This is a genomic window from Streptomyces sp. NPDC047981 (genome assembly GCF_040653315.1).
Taxonomy (GTDB): domain Bacteria; phylum Actinomycetota; class Actinomycetes; order Streptomycetales; family Streptomycetaceae; genus Streptomyces.
Window position 1 is genome coordinate 1 of sequence record NZ_JBEZNQ010000080.1, and the last position, 17,872, is coordinate 17,872.

The window sequence follows — 17,872 nt, forward strand, 5'->3', positions numbered from 1 at the left end:
GAGGTCCTCCATCTCAGCGCGGAGGTGGGGCACCCGGTGGTCTGGAACCTGGCCGAATTCGCGACACGGCAGCGCTACCGCGTCCTGATCGGCGCCGTCCGAGCAGCGCCGGGCGCCCGTGGTGCGGATGGTGTCGGCGCCGGTGCGGATCGCCGACGCGGAGACCGTGCGGCTGGTCCGGCCCGGGGACCTGGTGGATGTGATCGCCGCGCCCAACTCGGCGATGGGCGGGGCCGGTGAGGCGCGCGTGGTGGCTACGGGCGCCCGAGTGGCCGAAGTTCCGCGCCCGGGTGAGACTCGTTCGGACGGTGGGGCGTTGCTCGTCCTCTCGGTTCCACGGTCGACGGCGACGGCGCTGGCCGGTGCGGGTGTCACGTCCCAACTGGCGGTGACACTGTGCTGATTCGCACGGACTGTCTGTCAAGTCACCGTCCCGTGTGTACGGATTGGACGGATCTGCGCTGTTCGCTGCGTAATGGCTCCACCAACTGCACACGCGACGAAAGGCATCCGGGTGAGCCCGAAGAAGGAAAGCGTGATGGCAGGCTTCAAGGCCTTCCTCATGCGCGGCAATGTGATCGACCTGGCGGTGGCGGTCGTCATCGGAGCCGCGTTCACCAACATCGTGAACTCGGTGGTGAAGGGCATCATCAACCCGGTGGTCGGCGCCTTCGGCACGAAGAACCTGGAGAGCTACAAGAGCTGCATCAAGGACTCGTGCGTGGTGGTCAACGGCGAGGTGCAGGGCATCGAGCTCCAGTGGGGCCTCGTGCTCAGCGCCGTCCTCAGCTTCCTGATCACGGCCGCCGTCGTGTACTTCCTGATGGTCCTGCCCATGGCGAAGTACCTGGCCAAGCGGGCCGCGCACGACAAGGCGAAGGAAGGCGTCCAGGAGACGCTGGAGATCAGCGAGCTGGAGGTGCTCAAGGAGATCCGCGACGCTCTCGTCACCCAGCGCGGTCCGAGCTCGGGCGCCGGGGCGGGGTCGCACCCCACCCCCTAGCCGGCGACTCGCACCGGCGTCAGAGGTGGTGCGGCGGCTTCTCTTCGAGGAAGCGCGCGAGATCGGCGGCACTGTCGCTGCCGCTCCGAGGCCGCTCGCCCCACCCGCGGTCCGTATCGTCCGCGGACTGCTGGTCCAGCGGATCGTCGAAGATCAGCTTCGGCTTCGTGGTGTTCTCGGGGATTGACTGGTTGCCGGGCTGCTTCGCGTCTCGCGGACCGTGGGCGGGGGCGGTGCTCATACCTCCAGGGTACGCCGGGGATTCGGCCGTGGACCCGGTCCGATCAGCGGTCCTTCGGGTCGAGCAGCCACAGGCCGAGGACGACGAGGAACGACAGGACGAGGAAGCCTGCGCCCCACCAGGCGGTGCCGGTGTCGCCCGCCATCCACTCGTCGACCACGATCGTCAGCCCCCACAGCTGGCCGATGACGACGGTGAGGGCCAGGGCCAGGCGGGCGTTCAGCTTCGAGGACCGCTCGGGCTCCTGCTCCGTACCGGCACCGGGGCCCGGGCCGGTGCGGCGGACCCGGGGGTCGCCGTAGCCGCTGGTGGGGCGGATCTGCGGGTAGCGCTCCTGGACCGGGCGGTTGAGGCGGGGCTGCGCGCTCCCGGGGGTGTAGGCGGGGCGCGGCGGATACGCGGCGCCGTCGTCGGGGGGCTGGTCCGCAGTGCCCGGGGGGCGATCGGGGACTTCCGGGTCGCGGGGGAAGGGGGTGTCGTCGCTCATGTGCGTTCGCTCCTCGTGGCCGCTCCCCCTGCCGAGGCGCCCGGGCAGCCGAGCCGCTCGGCCAGGCCGGGCCGCTCCTCGCCGAGCTGGCGGCACAGGCCCTCCTGGACGCTCTCGCCCGACCGGGTCGTGCCGACGGCCCAGATACTGCCGTCGACCTCCTCGACCAGGAGCACCTTGGGCAGCGCCCGGGGTGGCGGGCCCGCCGTCACCTCTCCGGTACGGGCGTCGAAGACGCCTTCGTGGCAGGGGCAGTACAGCTCGCCCTCGCTGCCCCGGTCCTTGCGCCACAGGACGGCGCAGGCGAGATGGGTGCAGACCGCCGAGTAGCCGGCGAGGGTGCCGTCCTCCATGCGGAGGGCGACCGCCCGGTCCGCCTCCTCGGGGTAGCGGAAGGCGAGGGACTCGCCGGGCAGCAACTGGTCGGCGATCTTCTTCACCTCGGGTGCGCCGTCGGCGTCACCGTGCCGGTGCAGGATGCCGGAGGCGACGCCGATGCCGCCGAGGGCGAGGCCGCCGGAGACGGTGGCCACGATCCGCAGGTAGTCGCGCCGGGTGGTGAGGGAGTCGGCGGCGATGCGGTCGTGCAGCGCCTCCTGGGCGGCGTCGGTCCCGCCGGGCCCCTCGGCCGGCGGCTGCTCGGTGACGCTCATCGCGCTCCCTCCCGTACATCCACCCCGTTGATCTCGACGACCGGCAGGCCCCCGGGGACCGGCCACTGGACCTTGTCGGCGGGGACGACCATCGCCACTCCGGTGGAGACGGTGGTCGTGCCGAAGGTGAAGGAGTCGGCGACCTGGACGCCGGGGCGCTCGTTCTGGAGCTCGTCGAGGGTCCCGTAGAAGAGGGCGCCGGTGGGGCAGACGGTCGCGCACATCGGCGCGAGGCCGTAGGCGGTGCGGTCGTAGCAGAGGTTGCACTTCATCTGCAGCTTCGCCTGGAGGTCGATCTTCGGGACGCCGAAGGGGCAGGCGTTGACGCAGTTGGCGCAGCCGATGCAGCGGGTGGTGTCGGCCTGCTGCACCACGCCGTCGGCGGTGACGAGGATGGCGTCGGCGGGGCAGACCTCGGCGCAGGGGGCGACCGGGTCCTCGCAGTGCATGCAGACGGTCGGGAGGGAGGCGACGGAGTGGCCCTCGTCGGGGTAGTCGAGGTGGATCATCGACTTGCCGCGGTGCGAGTCGCACTCGCGGCAGGCCGAGACGCACGCCTGGCAGCCGATGCAGCGCCCGGGGTCGATGAAGATCGTGCGGCCCATCATGAGCGGCGTCAGCTCCTCTCGGCGGTGCCACGGCCCTGCGGGGACGTCGGCGGCAGGGGGTCGGTTCGGGAGACCTGGGCCTCGGGGTAGGCGAGCTGCCCGGGGGCGGTCGGGGGCGCGGGGACCTCGTCGATCCGTTCGGCGGCCTCGATGCGGGCCGCGCAGACCTTGTACTCGGGGATCTTGGACCGGGGGTCGAGGGCGTCGATGGTGAGGGCGTTGGCGGCGGTCGGGACGGGCCAGTGGTACGGCACGAAGACGGTGTCGGGCCGGATCGCCTCGGTCACCAGGGCGGGGAAGACCTCGCTGCCCCGGCGGGTGACGACGCGGACCGGGTCGCCGTTGCGGAAGCCGTGCGAGGGGTGGACCTCGACCCAGGGCCGCGGGGTCTGTTCGACGAGGCCGCCCAGGCGGCGGGTCTGGTTGCCGGAGAGGAAGTGGGCGACGGTGCGGCCGGTGGTGAGGGAGAGGGGGTATTCCTCGTTGTACGGGTCCATGGGCGGGTGCCATTCGACGACCTGCATATGGATCCTGCCGTCCGGGTGGTAGGTCGTCCCGTCCTCGAAGAGGCGGGGGGTGCCCGGGTGGTCGGTGCTGGGGCAGGGCCAGGCGATGCCGCCGGTCTCCTCCAGGCGCTCGTAGGTGATGCCGTAGTAGTCGTTGACCGTGCCGGCCGAGGCGATGCGCAGCTCCTCGAAGACGGCCCGGGAGTCGGCGAAGTCGAACTTGTCGCCCGCGCCGAGGCGCTTGGCGAGTTCGCAGATCACCCAGGTGTCGGTGCGGACCCCGGCGGGCGGTTCCTGCGCCTTGTTGTGCTTGACGACCCGGGCCTCCGCATTGGCCATCACGCCCTCGTCCTCGGCCCAGACGGTGACGGGGAAGACGACGTGCGCGTTGGCGGCCGTCTCGGAGAGGAAGAAGTCGAACTGGGCGTGGAACTGGAGGGTGTCGTAGCCGTTCTTGACGGTCGCGTAGTTCGGGAGGGAGACGAAGGGGTTGTTGCAGATGCCGATCAGGCCGCGGATCTCCTCGCGCTGCATCTGCCAGACCATCTCCATCATGGAGGTGCCGGCGGGCGGGAGTTCGGACTCGTCGATGCCCCAGATCTCGCAGACCTGCCGGCGGTGCTCGGGGTTGGTGATGGAGCGGCCACCGGGCAGCAGGTCGGACTTCTGGCCGTGTTCCCGGCCGCCCTGACCGTTGCCCTGGCCGGTAATGGTGCCGTAGCCGGCGCCGGGCTTGCCGATGTTCCCGGTGGCGGTGCACAGGTTGATGATCGTCAGGCAGTTCTCCACGCCCTGGGAGTGGTGCTCGACCCCGCGGGCGTGCCAGGCCATGGCCTTGCCGGCGCCGGCGAACATCCGGGCCGCCCGGACGATCTGCTCCTCGGGGACGCCGCAGATCTGGGCGGCGCGGGAGGGCGGGTAGGCCTCGACGGTCCGCTTCACCTCCTCCCAGCCGGTGGTGTGCTCAGCGAGGAAGGCCTCGTCGGTGAGGCCCTCGGCGACGACCACGTGCAGGACGGCGCTGAAGAACGCCGAGTCGGTGCCGGGCTTGAGTGCGACGTGCAGGTCGGCGGTGCGGGCGATGGCCGTCTCGCGGGGGTCGACGACGATCAATGTGGCGCCCCGGTCGCGGGCGCCCCAGAGGTACTGGGTCATCACGGGGAAGCACTCGCCGACGTTGGATCCCGCGATGAGGAGGCAGTCGGTGAGGAGGATGTCGGAGAAGGGGTTGCCGGCGCGGTCGATGCCGAAGGACAGCTTGTTGGCGCCGGCGGCGGAGACCATGCACAGCCGGCCGTTGTAGTCGACGTGCCGGGACTTGAGGGCGACGCGGGCGAACTTGCCGACGAGGTACGTCTTCTCCGAGTAGAGGCTGGCTCCGCCGAGCAGGCCGAAGGAGTCGTTGCCGTACTCGCTCTGGATGCGGCGGATCTCGGAGACGGTGAAGTCGAGCGCCTCGTCCCAGCTCGCCTCGCGGAACTCCTCGTCGCGATTGCGGCGCATGAGCGGGGCGGTGAGCCGGTCGGGGTGGTTGACCTGCTGGTAGGCGTTGATGCCCTTGGGGCAGAGCCGCATCCGGTTGATGTCGTGGTTGCGGGGTTCGACGCCGAAGACCTTGCCGCCGTGGTCGACCCGCAGGTACATGCCGCACTGCACGCCACAGAAGCAGCAGTGGGTGGGGACGAGCGTCTCGCCCTCCTGGTCGGCGTGCCAGCGGTCGGCGGGGATGCCGCCGGCGTCGCGGAAGTTGCGGGTGCCGGGCGGGGCGAGGGAGGGGTCGAGCGGGAGACGGTCGGGGCGGCCCACGTGCTGCTGGGTCACTTGAAGCCCTTCTTGACGTGGGTGAGGTAGGCGTTGCCGCGCATGACCCGCTTGCAGCGGGGGCAGTACCGGGGCCCGTCGGCGAAGCCGAGATCGAGGTCGCGCATGGTGCCCTGGAGGTTCTCGACGTACGGGCCGGTGTCGATGGGCTCCCCGCAGCGGAGGCAGCCGAGGACCTCGTCGCCGTCCTTCTTGCGGGAGGTGTACTTGAAGAGCTGCATGCCGACGGCGGCGGGCCGCTGCACGATGTGGAAGAACTTCCCGAACGGGATGTAGATGAGCGTGAAGACCACCGAGACCATGTGCAGGATCGCCAGGAACTCGTAGCCGCCGCCGTGCAGGAAGATCGACGAGAAGGTGAGCAGCAGGCCGGTCACGGAGATGACGATGAGGGCGATCAGCGGCACCAGGTCGTAGGCGAAGCGCTGGCCGGTGATGGCGCCGCGGTCCTTCATCCGGCGCCACAGGAAGTAGGACGCGCCGGGGATGACGAGGACGGCGGCGATGTCGAGGCCGTGGAACATCAGCCAGCCGACGATGTTCAGCGAGTCGAACCCGAGGACCTTGAAGCCCCAGATCCGCATCTCGTAGCCGGGCCCGGACCCGGTGGACGAGGTGAAGGTGAACCAGCCCCAGGTGAGCGGGAAGGTGATCAGGGCGGCGAGGACGCAGCCCCAGAAGATCAGCTGGTGGGCGGCCCAGCGGGCGTGCGAGCGGGCGCCGAGGAACTTCTGGAACCCGAGGTAGGTGGCGATCATCCTCGGCAGCGCGGTGGGCGCCCTGCGGAAGTTGGCGGCCGAGAAGAAGGAGCGCCAGCCCTGCTTGAAGAGGCGGCGGGCGCCGGGCGCGGAGATCCACACGGTGTAGCGGTAGGCGACGCCGAAGGCGAGGAAGACGGTGGCGACGGCGTACGGGAGGAGCGCCGAGTCGAAGTCGCGCAGGAGCCGGCTGCCGAGCACGATCGCGACGATCAGCAGGACGGAGACGACGGTTCCGGCGAGGGCGGCCCGGCGGCGCACGTCGGCCGGGGTCTGGCGGCGGACGTCGGGGGACGTCGGGGCGACGGGCACGGGGCCCTCGGGGGGCTCCGTCACGCGGGCAGGTGGCTCGGTCACGCGGACACGGTAGGGCGCTATGCCCCATTTGGGCATGTTCTCCGCGTCGGGAGGGTGAACGTTCCCTCAGATGGCGTTCAGGCCGTGGGACCGGAAGACGGCCCGGGCCCGGGCGATCTCGTCGGGGGTCGGGGAGGGGGTGTCGTGGAGCGTGAAGGGCTTGGCGAGTGCTTGCCACTTCGCTTCGCCGAGCTTGTGGAAGGGGAGGATGTCGACGCGCGAGACATTGCCCAGTCCGGCGGCGAAGGCGGCGACACCCTCGACGTTGTCGGGGTCGTCGGTGAGGCCCGGGACGAGCACGAAGCGGACGTGGACCTCCTGGCCGAGGTCGGCGAGGCGGCGGGCGAAGTCCAGGGTCGGCCGCAGCGGCCGGCCGGTGACCTTCTGGTACGTGTCCGGGTCCCAGGACTTGATGTCCAGGAGGACGAGGTCGGTGTCGCGCAGCAGGGCGTCGGTGGCGCGGACGCCCAGGAAGCCGGAGGTGTCGAGGGCGGTGTGGAAGCCGAGCTCGTGCTTCATCCGGTGGAGCAGCTCGCCGGTGAAGACGGGCTGCAGGAGGGGTTCGCCGCCGGAGACGGTGGCCCCGCCGCCGGACGCCTGGATGAAGCGGGTGTACTTCGCGGCTTCGGCGATCACGGCGTCGGCGGAGGTGCGGGTGCCGTTGCGCATCCGCCAGGTGTCGGGGTTGTGGCAGTAGAGACAGGTCAGCGGGCAGCCGGAGAGGAAGGTGACGAAGCGGGTCCCGGGGCCGTCGACACCGGTCGACAGGTCCCAGGAGTGCACCGAGCCCTCGGAGGGGCGCCGGGTCGCGGCGGCGGCCGGCGTCGCGGGACCGGGCGCGGCGATCGGCGCGATCGTGGCCCGCGCGGTCGGCGTGAGCTGCGTGGTCGGCGTGGGCTGCGTGGTCGGCGTGCTCGGCGTGCTCGGCGTGACCTGCGTGGGCGTGACCGCCGGGGTCGTCGTGGTCATGGCAGGACCTCTCCGTTCCGAAGGGACGGCCCCGGGGCCGGGGTGAGGGTGAGGCCCGGCCCCGGGGCGCTGAGGGCTACGGCGTCGCCGCTACAGCGAGCCGTGGAAGGTGCGGTTGATGACGTCGAGCTGCTGGTCTCGGGTCAGCCGGACGAAGTTGACCGCGTATCCGGAGACCCGGATGGTCAGCTGCGGGTAGTTCTCCGGGTGCTCCATCGCGTCCATCAGCACGTCCCGGTTGAGGACGTTGACGTTCATGTGGAAGCCGCCGCCGGCCATGTAACCGTCCAGGACACCCGCCAGGTTGGTGATCCGCTCCTCGGGGGTGCGGCCCAGGCCGTCCGGGGTGACCGTGTTGGTCAGCGAGATGCCGTCCTCGGCGTCGTCGTAGGGGAGCTTGGCGACCGACAGGGCCGAGGCCACGTATCCGTGGCTGTCGCGGCCGTTCATCGGGTTGGCGCCCGGGGCGAACGGCTCGCCGGCGCGGCGGCCGTCGGGGGTGTTGCCGGTCTTCTTCCCGTAGACGACGTTCGAGGTGATCGTCAGGATGGACTGGGTGTGCGTCGCGTCCCGGTAGGTCGGGTACTGACGGAGCTTCTCCATGAAGTCGTGCACGATGCGCACGGCGATGTCGTCCGCCGCGTCGTCGTTGTTGCCGTACGCCGGGTAGTCGCCCTCGATCGCGAAGTCGACCACGAGCCCGCTCTCGTCGCGGACCGGCCGGACGGTGGCGTGCTTGATCGCCGACAGCGAGTCCGCCGCCACCGAGAGGCCCGCCGCGCCGAAGGCCATCGTCCGCATCGGCGCGTAGTCGTGCAGGGCCATCTCGATGCGCTCGTAGGCGTACTTGTCGTGCATGTAGTGGATGACGTTCATCGCGTGCACGTACGTCCTGGCCAGCCAGTCGAGCATCGCGTCGTACCGCTCGGCGACGGTCTCGTAGTCGAGGACCTCGCCCTCGATCGGCTCGAAGCCCTCGGCGACGACCTTGCCGGACTTCTCGTCCCGCCCGCCGTTGATCGCGTAGAGCAGCGCCTTGGCCACGTTGACCCGGGCGCCGAAGAACTGCATCTGCTTGCCCATCGCGGACGGCGAGACACAGCACGCGATGGCGGTGTCGTCCCCGTACTTGGGACGCATCAGCTCGTCGGACTCGAACTGGATCGCCGAGGTGTCGATGGCGACCTTCGAGGCGAAGTCCTTGAAGCCCTGCGGCAGCCGGGGCGACCAGAAGACGGTCAGGTTGGGCTCGGGGGCCGGGCCGAGGTTGTACAGCGTCTGCAGGTAGCGGAAGGAGGAGCGGGTCACCAGCGGACGGCCGTCGGCGCCGATGCCGCCGATGGACTCCGTCACCCACGTCGGGTCGCCGGAGAAGCCCTGGTTGAAGTCCTCGGTGCGCAGGAAGCGGACGATGCGCAGCTTGATGACGAAGTCGTCGATCAGCTCCTGCGCCTGCTCCTCCGTCAGCACACCCGCCTCGATGTCGCGCTGCAGGTAGATGTCGACGAAGGTGGAGGTGCGGCCGAGGGACATCGCCGCGCCGTTCTGCTCCTTCACGGCGGCCAGGTAGGCGAAGTACGTCCACTGGATCGCCTCGCGGCCGGTCGCGGCGGGCCGGGAGATGTCGTAGCCGTACGACCGCGCCATCGCCTTCAGCTCGCCCAGGGCCTTGATCTGCTCGGCCAGTTCCTCGCGGTCGCGGATGACGGAGTCCGTGGGCCACTCCTTCTCGACCCCGGCCTTCTCGTCCTGCTTGGCCTCGATCAGCCGGTCCACGCCGTAGAGGGCGACGCGGCGGTAGTCGCCGATGATGCGGCCCCGGCCGTAGGCGTCCGGCAGGCCGGTGATCACACCGGAGGAGCGGCAGGCCCTGATCTCGGGCGTGTACGCGTCGAAGGTGCCCTCGTTGTGGGTCTTGCGCAGCCGCGTGTAGACCTCCTTGACCTGCGGGTCGGGCTCGTAGCCGTAGTCCCGCAGCGAGGATTCGACCATCCGCCAGCCGCCGTTCGGCATGATGGCGCGCTTGAGGGGGGCGTCGGTCTGCAGGCCGACGATCAGGTCGAGGTCCTGGTCGATGTAGCCGGGGGCGAAGGCGTCGATCGCCGACGGGGTCTGCACGTCGACGTCGTACACGCCGCGCTCGCGCTCCACGGGGAAGAGCGCGAGGAGCTTGTCCCACACCGCCGTCGTGCGCCCGGTGGGGCCGGCGAGGAAGGAGTCGTCGCCCTCGTACGGCGTGTAGTTCTGCTGGATGAAGTCGCGGACGTCGACGGCGTCGCGCCACAGTCCGCCCTTGAAGCCCTTCCAGGCCGTCTCGGCCCGCTCGTTCACCGTTGCCTCAGCAGGGGTCGCAGTCATCGCCCGCACCGCCTTCTTCGAATCATTCGATCGCGTCGTTGCCTGCCTCCATTGCACGCCTTTTGATCGATCAAATGGCTCGGCATTGGTCACCGGTCGACGGCCATTGGTCCCCTTCCCGGCATGCGGAAAGGCCCCGCCTGAGCGGGGCCTTCGCCGTGGTGCGGACGCGCCGGTCAGCTGGGCGCCTCCGCGCCCTTGCGGGCGTAGAACCACCAGGTCACGACCGTGCAGCTGGCGTAGAAGGCCACGAAGCCCCACATCGCGCTGGTCACGGCCACCGAGCCGAACAGGGCCGGGATGAAGAAGAAGCCGTAGGCGGCGATGGCCGAGGTGAAGCCGGTGACCGCGCCGGACTCCATCTCGCACTGCTTCAGCGCCTTCGTGTACTCCGGCGTGCCCTCCGTGAGCCCCTTCAGATGGGTCGAGCGGAAGATCACCGGGATCTGCCGGAAGGTCGAGCCGTTGCCGATGCCGGAGAAGAAGAACGCGGCGAGGAAGCAGAAGAAGAAGCCGTAGAAGCTGCCCGCGTCCGAGCCGGACGGCAGGAAGGTGATGACGCCGATGATCGAGGCCGCCATGCCCACGAAGGACAGGATGGTCACCCGGGCGCCGCCCAGCTTGTCCGCGACCCAGCCGCCCGCCCACCGGGCCAGGGCGCCGACGGCCGGGCCCATCCAGGCGTAGGTGGCGACGGAGTAGTCCGGGAACGTGGTCTTGATCAGCATCGGCAGCGCGGCGGCGAAGCCGATGAAGGAGCCGAAAGTGCCGACGTACAGCCAGGTCATCAGCCAGTTGTGCTTGCGCTTGAAGATGATCTTCTGCTGGCTGAAGGGGGTGGACGCCACCTTCAGGTCGTTCTGGCCGAACCAGGCCACGGCCGCGAGGACCAGCAGCACCGGCACCCAGATGAAGGCCGCGTTCTGCAGGTAGACCGGGGTGCCGTCGGCCCTGTGCTGGGCCGAGCCGATCGCGATGGTCGAGAAGGTGATGACGATCGGGGTCAGGAGCTGGACCACCGAGACGCCCAGGTTGCCGAGCCCGCCGTTGATGCCGGTCGCGCTGCCCTTCCTCGCCTTCGGGAAGAAGAAGCCGATGTTCGCGAGCGAGGAGGCGAAGTTGGCGCCGCCGATGCCGCACAGGGCGGCGATGGCGACCATCACGCCGTACGGCGTCGACGGGTTCTGGATCGCGATGCCCAGCCAGATCAGCGGCACGATCAGCACGACCGTCGACAGCGCGGTGAAGCGGCGCTGGCCGACGCGGGGGCCGAGGAAGGTGTAGAAGATCCGGGCCGTACCACCGGTCAGGCCGGGGATCGCCGTCAGCCAGAACAGCTGCGAGGTCGAGAAGCCGAAGCCGACGTCCTTCAGGTTGGTCGCGGTGACGCTCCACACCTGCCAGACGACGAAGGCCACCAGGAGCGCCGGGACCGCGATCCACAGGTTGCGGTTGGCGACGCGCTTGCCGATCGACTTCCAGAAGAGCTCGTTCTCGGGCTCCCAGTCGGTGATCGGCCGGCCGGGGCGGTACTGCTCCGCGTCGTACGAGGGTGCCGGCCCGCTCGTCGCCGCTCTGCTGTCCTGGACTACGGAACTCATGGCGCTTCCCTGGGGGTGGGGACTAGGGGACCTGCGCGGTCCTTCCTTGCTCCTCCACCGTGCGCCCCGGCACAGGGGGTGCGGGAGAGGCCATGGTCGCGACCCGGGCGGGCGGAGGTCCCGTCGGACCCGGGTCTCCGGTCCGTCTCAGGTCGCCCGTCCCTCGCAGGTCTCCCGTCAGTCGCGGGCCGTAGGGACACCCGCCACGACCTCGTGGACCGGCAGCGCCACCGACGGGTCGTCCAGACAGACGCCGGTCCGCAGGGAGAACTCCTGCTTGAGCATCGGCGAGGCCACCACCGGCTCCCCGTCCCGCGTCCCCATGATCCCGTCGGCGATCACGTCCGCCCCGGAGAACGGGTCGCGGTTGCCCACCGCGTACACCTCGCCCGCGCCGTCCCTGAAGAGCGCCGCCTCGCCGCCGTCCGCGAGCACGGCGGTCCGCCCGCGCCCCGGCTCCAGGAACTCCACCCCGTCCCCGTACGGGCCGAAGCGGGCCAGCGCCTCGGGGTCGTCGAGAACCTCGCGCCACTCGTCGCGGTAGGCAGCCACGTGCCGCTCCATCTGGGCCTCCAGCTCCGCGCCGATCCCGAGCCGGTCCTCGACGAGCACCTCCCGCAGATGGCCGAGCCCGCCGTCGAGCCGCTCCAGCCACGCCGACGTCCGCTCCAGCCGCTCCCCGGTCCGTACGTAGTACATGAGGAACCGGTCGATCAGCGCGAAGAGTTCGGCCGCCGAGAGGTCGGAGGCGAGCAGATCGGCGTGGCGGGGGCTGGTGCCGCCGTTGCCGCAGACGTACAGGTTCCAGCCGCCGGCGGTGGCGATCACGCCGATGTCCTTGCCGCGCGCCTCCGCGCACTCGCGCAGACAGCCCGACACCCCGCCCTTGATCTTGTGCGGCGCCCGCAGACCCCGGTAGCGCAGCTCCAGGTCGATCGCGAGCCGCACCGAGTCGCCCTGCCCGTAGCGGCAGAACTTCGACCCGACGCAGGACTTCACCGTCCGCAGCGACTTGCCGTACGCGTGCCCCGACTCGAAGCCGGCATCGAGCAGCCGGCGCCAGATGACCGGCAGTTCCGCCTTCCGCGCGCCGAAGAGATCGATCCGCTGACCACCGGTGATCTTCGTGTACAGGCCGTGGTCACGGGCGACCTCGCCGAGGACGATCAGCTGCTCGGCGGTGATCTCGCCGCCGGGGACGCGCGGGACGACCGAGTACGTGCCGTCCTTCTGGAGGTTGGCGAGGAAGAGGTCGTTGGAGTCCTGCAGGGCCGCCTGTTCGCCCTGCAGGATGTGGCGCAGCCCGAGTTCGGGGGCGAGGGTGCCGAGGACGTTGGCGACGACCGGCTTGCAGACGACGCAGCCCTCGCCGCCGCTCCCGTACTTCTCCGTCAACTCGCTGAAGGAACGGATGTGTTCCTCCCGTACGCGGGCGTAGACGTCCGACCGGGACAGCTCGGGGAAGTGCTCGCACAGGCCGCGCGGCTTCTCCACCCCGGCGGCGTCGAGGACGGCCTGCAGGGTGTTCACGCAGCCGCCGCAGCCGGTGCCCGCCTTCGTGCAGCGCTTGACCCCGCCGACGTCCGTCAGCCCGTGCTCGGTGATCGCGCCGCGCACCGCGCCCTTGGTGACGTTGTGGCACGAGCAGACGACGGCGTCGTCGGGCAGGCTGTCCGCGCCGGGCAGCTCGCCGCCACCCCCGCCCGAGGGCAGCAGGAATGCCTCGGGCGGCGCGGGGAGGGTCCGCCCGGCGTGCGGCTTCAGCGAGCCGTACGCCTCCGCGTCACCGACCAGGATGCCGCCGAGCAACCGCCCGTCGGGGCCGAGCAGCAGCTTCTTGTAGACGCCCTCGCGGCCGTCGGAGAAGACGACCTCGGTGGCCTGCGGCCCGGCGGCGAACGGGTCGCCGAAGGAGGCCACGTCCGCGCCGAGGAGCTTCAGCTTGGTGGAGGTGTCGGCGCCGGTGAAGACGAGGTCGCCCGCTCCCGCGAGCCGGTCCGCGACGGTCTCGGCCATCTGGTAGCCGGGAGCGACGAGCCCGTAGACCCGCCCGTCGCAGGTCTGGGCGCACTCGCCGATCGCGTAGACGTACGGGTCGGTGGTGCGGCAGTGCTCGTCGACCGCGACGCCCCCTCGGTCGCCGACCGCGAGCCCCGACTCCCGCGCGAGCCGGTCGCGTGGCCGCACCCCGGCCGAGAAGACGACCAGGTCGGCCGGGATGCGCGTGCCGTCGGACAGCTTCAGGCAGCGCGCCCGCCCGTCGGCGTCCGTCTCGATCTCGGCGGCGCCGACACCGGTGTGCACGGCGACGCCCATCGACTCGATGGTGGCCCGCAGCGCGGCCGCCCCGCCGTCGTCGACCTGGAGCGGCATCAGCCGGGGCGCGAACTCGACGACGTGTGTGGCCAGTCCGAGGGTGCGCAGCGCGCCCGCCGCCTCCAGGCCGAGGAGCCCGCCGCCGACGACGACGCCCGTGGCCCGGCCCGCGCCGCCGCGGTCCTTCGCGTACGAGCGGAGGGCGTCGACGTCGTAGAGCGTGCGGTACGTGAAGCAGCCGGGCGCGTCGGCGCCGGGGATCGGCGGCACGAACGGGTACGAGCCGGTGGCCAGGACCAGCGCGTCGTAGGCGACGACCGCGCCGGAGGTCGTGGTGACCGTGCGGGCGGCCGTGTCGATCTGCTCGGCGGGGTCGCCCAGGCGCAGGTCGATGCCGTGGTCGGCGAGGAAGTCCGGCGCGGCGAGCCCGAGATCGGCCGGGTCCGTGCCCGTGAAGACGGACGAGAGGTGGACCCGGTCGTAGGCCGGGACGTCCTCCTCGGCGAGCACCACGACCCTCCAGCCAGGAGCCGCCGGATCGGCGGGGTCGGCGAGGGCGCCACGCTCGGCGAGCGCCTCCAGGAGGCGGTGGCCGACCATGCCGTGGCCGATCAGCACGAGGGTCTGGGTGGGGGTGGCCATGGCGGGCTCTCCGTGGGGTAGAGGGGTGTCCGTCTCCGACCGTAGGCGGGCTCCGGGGGCGGTTCGGAGCCGTGAAAGACCCGAGGCGGGGGGACTTGTGGCCCGCGCGCCCGGGCCCAACGGCGGTGCCTCCGCCACGGCGGCCCGGCTTAGCGTGAAGGGGTGGGGGTCGTGGGGTGTACGACACCGCCGCCACGGCCCCGACGTACTTGGCGGCGCTCATCCGGAGGTGCGTCACGATGCTGGTTCTCGCCGTGCACGGCAGCGCGGTCCCCGAGGCGGGCGCGACGGTCGAGCGGCTCGCGCAGTCGGTGCGGGCGCTCACGGGCACCCGGGTCGTGGTCGGCCACCTGGACCACCAGGCGCCCTCGCTGGACGAGGTCCTCGGCTCCTGCCCGGGCGCGGTGGTCGTGCCGCTGCTCCTCGGCGACGGCTACCACCGGACCGTCGACATCCCGGCGGTCGCCCGCCGCCACGACTGCCTCGTCACGCCCGGGCTGCGCGGCGTACCGGCCGTGGGCCTGGCCCTGCACGACCGCCTGGTGGAAGCGGGCGGGCCGGGAGACGCGGTGGTGGTGGCAGGGGCCGGGTCGTCGAGGCCGGGCGGCAACGGCGGTACGGAGGCGGCGGCGGGGCTCCTCGCGCGGCGAGTCGGAGTGCCGGTGGTGACGGCGTACTGCTCGGCCGCGGAGCCGACCGTGCCGGACGCGGTGGAGGCGTTGCGGGCCGCCGGCCACGCGCGCGTGTCGATCGCGACGCACCTGCTGGCCCCGGGCCGCTTCACGCGCGCGCTCGCCGAGGTGCCGGGCACCTGGACGGTCGCGGCGCCCCTGGGCGCCCATCCGGGGCTCGCCCGCACGGTGGCCTGGCGGTACGGCGAGGCGCCCCGGTCCGCGCGGGCGGCACTCGCGCGGAGCGCGTCCTGACGGGCCGCAGCGCCCCGCCGAGCACGCCGGGGCTGCCGCGCCCCACCGAGCAGACCCCGCGACCGGGCCGCCGTCCGCGCCCCACCGAACACCCCGCGCCGAGCTGAGCACCGCCCACGAGCGCCGATCCGCGAGCACCACCCCACCAGCACCGCCCCACAAGCGCCGGTCCGCGTGCCGAACTCCCCGGCCGGCCTGGCGCTCTGGTGTTCTGGGGCGCATGACACAACCGTTCCTGCCGCTCACCGCGCGGTCGCGCGCGGAGGCGCACCGCGCCGCCACGCCGCTCGAGCTCTTCTTCGACCTCTGCTTCGTCGTCGCCGTCTCCCAGGCCGGTGCCGAGCTCGTGCACGCGATCGCCGAACACCACGCCGCCGACGGGATCACGCACTACGCGATGGTGTTCTTCGCCATCTGGTGGGCCTGGATGAACTTCACCTGGTTCGCCTCCGCGTACGACAACGACGACGTCCTCTACCGCGTCGTCACGCTCGTCCAGATCGCCGGCGTCCTGATCCTCGCCGCCGGGGTCTCCAAGGTGTTCGAGGACGACTTCTCCATCGCCGTCCTCGGCTACATCGTGATGCGGATCGCCCTCGCCTCCCAGTGGCTGCGCGCCGCCCACCACGCGACGGACCCCGGCGAGCGCACGATGTGCAGGCGGTACGCGGGCGGGGTGCTGCTCGTCCAGCTCGGCTGGATCGCCTTCCTCTGGGCACCCGACTCCGCCAAGCCCTGGATCTTCCTGGCCGGGGTCGTCGCCGAGCTGGCCGTCCCCGCGTTCGCGGAGAAGGACGTCAACACCCACTGGCACGCGCACCACATCGCGGAGCGCTACGGCCTGTTCACCATCATCGTGCTCGGCGAGACGATCTTCGCGGCGACCGTGGCCGTCAAGACGGGCGTCCAGGAATACGACGCCCTGGACCAGGTGCTCCCGATCGCCGCCGGCGGCCTCCTGATCGTCTACGCCGCCTGGTGGATCTACTTCGCCGCCCCGGCCCACCTCCGTCTCTCCTCCAACCGGCAGGGCTTCCTCTGGGGCTACGGCCACTACCTGATCTTCGCCTCCGCCGCCGCCATCGGCGCCGGCATCGAGGTCGCCGTCGAGCAGACGGTGGGCAAGGCGCACATCTCCACCCTGGCCGCCTCCTCGGCGGTGACGATCCCCGCCGCGCTCTTCCTGCTCTGCGTGTGGCTGCTGCACGCCCGGTACTTCAAGGTGGGCATCGCGCAGCAGCTCGTGCTGCCCGTGTCGGCGCTCGCGATCCTGATGTGCACGTTCGCCGGGCGCTGGGCGGTGCTGATCGCGGGCCTCGTCGCGGCGGCGACGGTGGCGGTCGGGGTGACGCTGGCCGCGCGCAACCCCGAATCACGCGGAGCCGGACCCGGCCACGGCCACGGGACCCCCGAGCACGGTCCGGGGCATTGACCGAACACCCGTGGTAATCAGGAACCATGACGAACCATGATGCGATCACGGACGTGACCGGGCTGCGGGTCGGCCACGCGCGCGTGGAGGGGCCGGGAGCGCTGAGCGGTACCACGGTCGTCCTCGCCCCGGAGGGCGGGGCGGTGGCGGCCGTGGACGTGCGCGGCGGGGGCCCGGGGACCCGGGAGACCGACGCGCTCGACCCTCGCAACCTCGTCCAGAAGATCGAGGCCGTGGTCCTGACCGGCGGCAGCGCGTACGGGCTCGACTCGGCCGGCGGGGTGATGGCCTGGCTGGAGGAGCACGGGCGCGGGGTGCGGGTCGGGCCCGAGCCCACGCACGTGGTCCCCGTGGTCCCCGCCGCCTGTGTCTTCGACCTGGGCCGGGGCGGCGACTTCTCGGCCCGGCCCGACGCGTCCACCGGGCGGGCCGCCGTGGAGGCCGCCGCCGCGACGGAGCTCCACGCGCGCGTGGAGACGGGCGCGGTCGGCGCGGGCACCGGAGCGGTGGTCGGCGGGATCAAGGGCGGTGTCGGTACGGCCAGTACGGTCCTGGAGTCGGGGATCACCGTCGGCGCGCTCGTCGTCGTCAACGCGGTCGGCTCGGCGGTCGACCCGGAGTCGGGCGTCCTGTACGGGGAGCTGTTCCAGGGCGGCGGCCCGGACCGGCCGGAGCCCGCGGTCCACGCGGCGGCGCTGCGGCGGCTCGCGGAGGCGCGGGAGAAGACCAGCCCGCCGATACTGAACACCACCCTCGCGGTCGTGGCGACCGACGCCGAGCTGAACCGCGCGCAGGCACAGAAGCTCGCCGGCACGGCGCACGACGGCATCGCGCGCGCCGTCCGCCCGGTGCACCTCCTCACCGACGGGGACACCGTCTTCGCCCTCGCGACCGGTGGCCGCCCGCTGCCCCCCGAGACCGGTCCGCTCGCCCTCAACGAACTCCTCGCGACCGGCGCCGACCTGGTGACCCGGGCGATCGCGCGGGCGGTCCGCGAGGTCGCCGAAGGGGTGGCGGGACCGGGGGGCGACTTCCCCGCGCACCGCGAGCTGTACGGACCGGAGGTCGCTGTCGACTCCCCGTCCAATAAAGGGAGTTGACGGACTCGGCGACCGGCGCGCGGGAACCATCCGCGCGCCCCCTTCGTTTTGCCGAACCCGGACACGATGTCAGACCCAGGGACTACGTTTAGCA

The 17,872-nt window shown here is 71.7% G+C and carries 15 protein-coding genes; 5 read left to right on the forward strand and 10 right to left on the reverse strand.

The genetic code is table 11. From position 1 onward, the window contains the following. Positions 1-127: 127 nt before the first annotated feature. Positions 128-403 carry a hypothetical protein gene (locus tag AB0E14_RS32515; protein ID WP_362426463.1) on the forward strand — a complete coding sequence of 92 codons (276 nt, stop codon included), beginning with the start codon at positions 128-130 and terminating at the stop codon, positions 401-403. Between the two features lie 111 nt (positions 404-514). Beyond that, on the forward strand, positions 515-1,003 hold the full coding sequence (gene mscL, locus AB0E14_RS32520; RefSeq protein ID WP_362426466.1) for a large conductance mechanosensitive channel protein MscL: 489 nt from the start codon (positions 515-517) through the stop codon (positions 1,001-1,003). Positions 1,004-1,022: 19 nt separating this feature from the next. Here mscL and AB0E14_RS32525 read toward each other — a convergent pair whose 3' ends face one another. From AB0E14_RS32525 to nirB, 10 genes are all read right to left on the reverse strand, one after another. Then, positions 1,023-1,244: a hypothetical protein gene (locus tag AB0E14_RS32525; RefSeq protein ID WP_362426469.1), complete on the reverse strand. Its 222-nt coding sequence runs from the start codon at positions 1,242-1,244 to the stop codon at positions 1,023-1,025. Between the two features lie 43 nt (positions 1,245-1,287). Then, positions 1,288-1,731: a hypothetical protein gene (locus AB0E14_RS32530; protein ID WP_362426472.1), complete on the reverse strand. Its 444-nt coding sequence runs from the start codon at positions 1,729-1,731 to the stop codon at positions 1,288-1,290. Next, positions 1,728-2,384 (reverse strand): Rieske (2Fe-2S) protein, encoded by a 657-nt coding sequence (locus AB0E14_RS32535; protein ID WP_362426475.1) that lies wholly within the window; start codon positions 2,382-2,384, stop codon positions 1,728-1,730. The genes AB0E14_RS32530 and AB0E14_RS32535 overlap by 4 nt, the downstream gene beginning before the upstream one ends. Next, positions 2,381-2,992, reverse strand: a complete 612-nt coding sequence (locus AB0E14_RS32540) for a 4Fe-4S dicluster domain-containing protein (protein ID WP_362426478.1) — start codon at positions 2,990-2,992, stop codon at positions 2,381-2,383. Before AB0E14_RS32540 ends, AB0E14_RS32535 begins: the two co-directional genes overlap by 4 nt. A gap of 8 nt (positions 2,993-3,000) precedes the next feature. After that, the gene (locus tag AB0E14_RS32545) at positions 3,001-5,319 is read right to left on the reverse strand and encodes a molybdopterin oxidoreductase family protein (protein WP_362426482.1); all 2,319 of its coding nucleotides are present in this window, start codon (positions 5,317-5,319) and stop codon (positions 3,001-3,003) included. Beyond that, a complete protein-coding gene (locus AB0E14_RS32550) occupies positions 5,316-6,338 on the reverse strand; it encodes an MFS transporter (protein ID WP_362426544.1) in 1,023 nt (340 codons plus the stop codon). Before AB0E14_RS32550 ends, AB0E14_RS32545 begins: the two co-directional genes overlap by 4 nt. Before the next feature lie 162 nt (positions 6,339-6,500). Beyond that, positions 6,501-7,403: a pyruvate formate-lyase-activating protein gene (gene pflA / locus AB0E14_RS32555; RefSeq protein WP_362426486.1), complete on the reverse strand. Its 903-nt coding sequence runs from the start codon at positions 7,401-7,403 to the stop codon at positions 6,501-6,503. Between the two features lie 90 nt (positions 7,404-7,493). Then, positions 7,494-9,761, reverse strand: coding sequence for a formate C-acetyltransferase (pflB, locus tag AB0E14_RS32560; protein WP_362426489.1), 2,268 nt, complete (start codon positions 9,759-9,761; stop codon positions 7,494-7,496). Between the two features lie 176 nt (positions 9,762-9,937). Then, positions 9,938-11,362: an MFS transporter gene (locus AB0E14_RS32565; protein WP_362426492.1), complete on the reverse strand. Its 1,425-nt coding sequence runs from the start codon at positions 11,360-11,362 to the stop codon at positions 9,938-9,940. Between the two features lie 177 nt (positions 11,363-11,539). Beyond that, on the reverse strand, positions 11,540-14,320 hold the full coding sequence (gene nirB, locus AB0E14_RS32570) for a nitrite reductase large subunit NirB (protein ID WP_362426495.1): 2,781 nt from the start codon (positions 14,318-14,320) through the stop codon (positions 11,540-11,542). A 239-nt stretch (positions 14,321-14,559) separates the two neighbouring features. Here nirB and AB0E14_RS32575 point away from each other — a divergent pair, with 239 nt between their 5' ends. From AB0E14_RS32575 to AB0E14_RS32585, 3 genes are all read left to right on the forward strand, one after another. Further along, on the forward strand, positions 14,560-15,246 hold the full coding sequence (locus AB0E14_RS32575; RefSeq protein WP_362426498.1) for a CbiX/SirB N-terminal domain-containing protein: 687 nt from the start codon (positions 14,560-14,562) through the stop codon (positions 15,244-15,246). A 220-nt stretch (positions 15,247-15,466) separates the two neighbouring features. Beyond that, positions 15,467-16,678 carry a low temperature requirement protein A gene (locus tag AB0E14_RS32580; protein WP_362426502.1) on the forward strand — a complete coding sequence of 404 codons (1,212 nt, stop codon included), beginning with the start codon at positions 15,467-15,469 and terminating at the stop codon, positions 16,676-16,678. Between the two features lie 26 nt (positions 16,679-16,704). After that, positions 16,705-17,778: a P1 family peptidase gene (locus AB0E14_RS32585; RefSeq protein WP_362426505.1), complete on the forward strand. Its 1,074-nt coding sequence runs from the start codon at positions 16,705-16,707 to the stop codon at positions 17,776-17,778. The last annotated feature ends 94 nt before the right edge of the window (positions 17,779-17,872 follow it).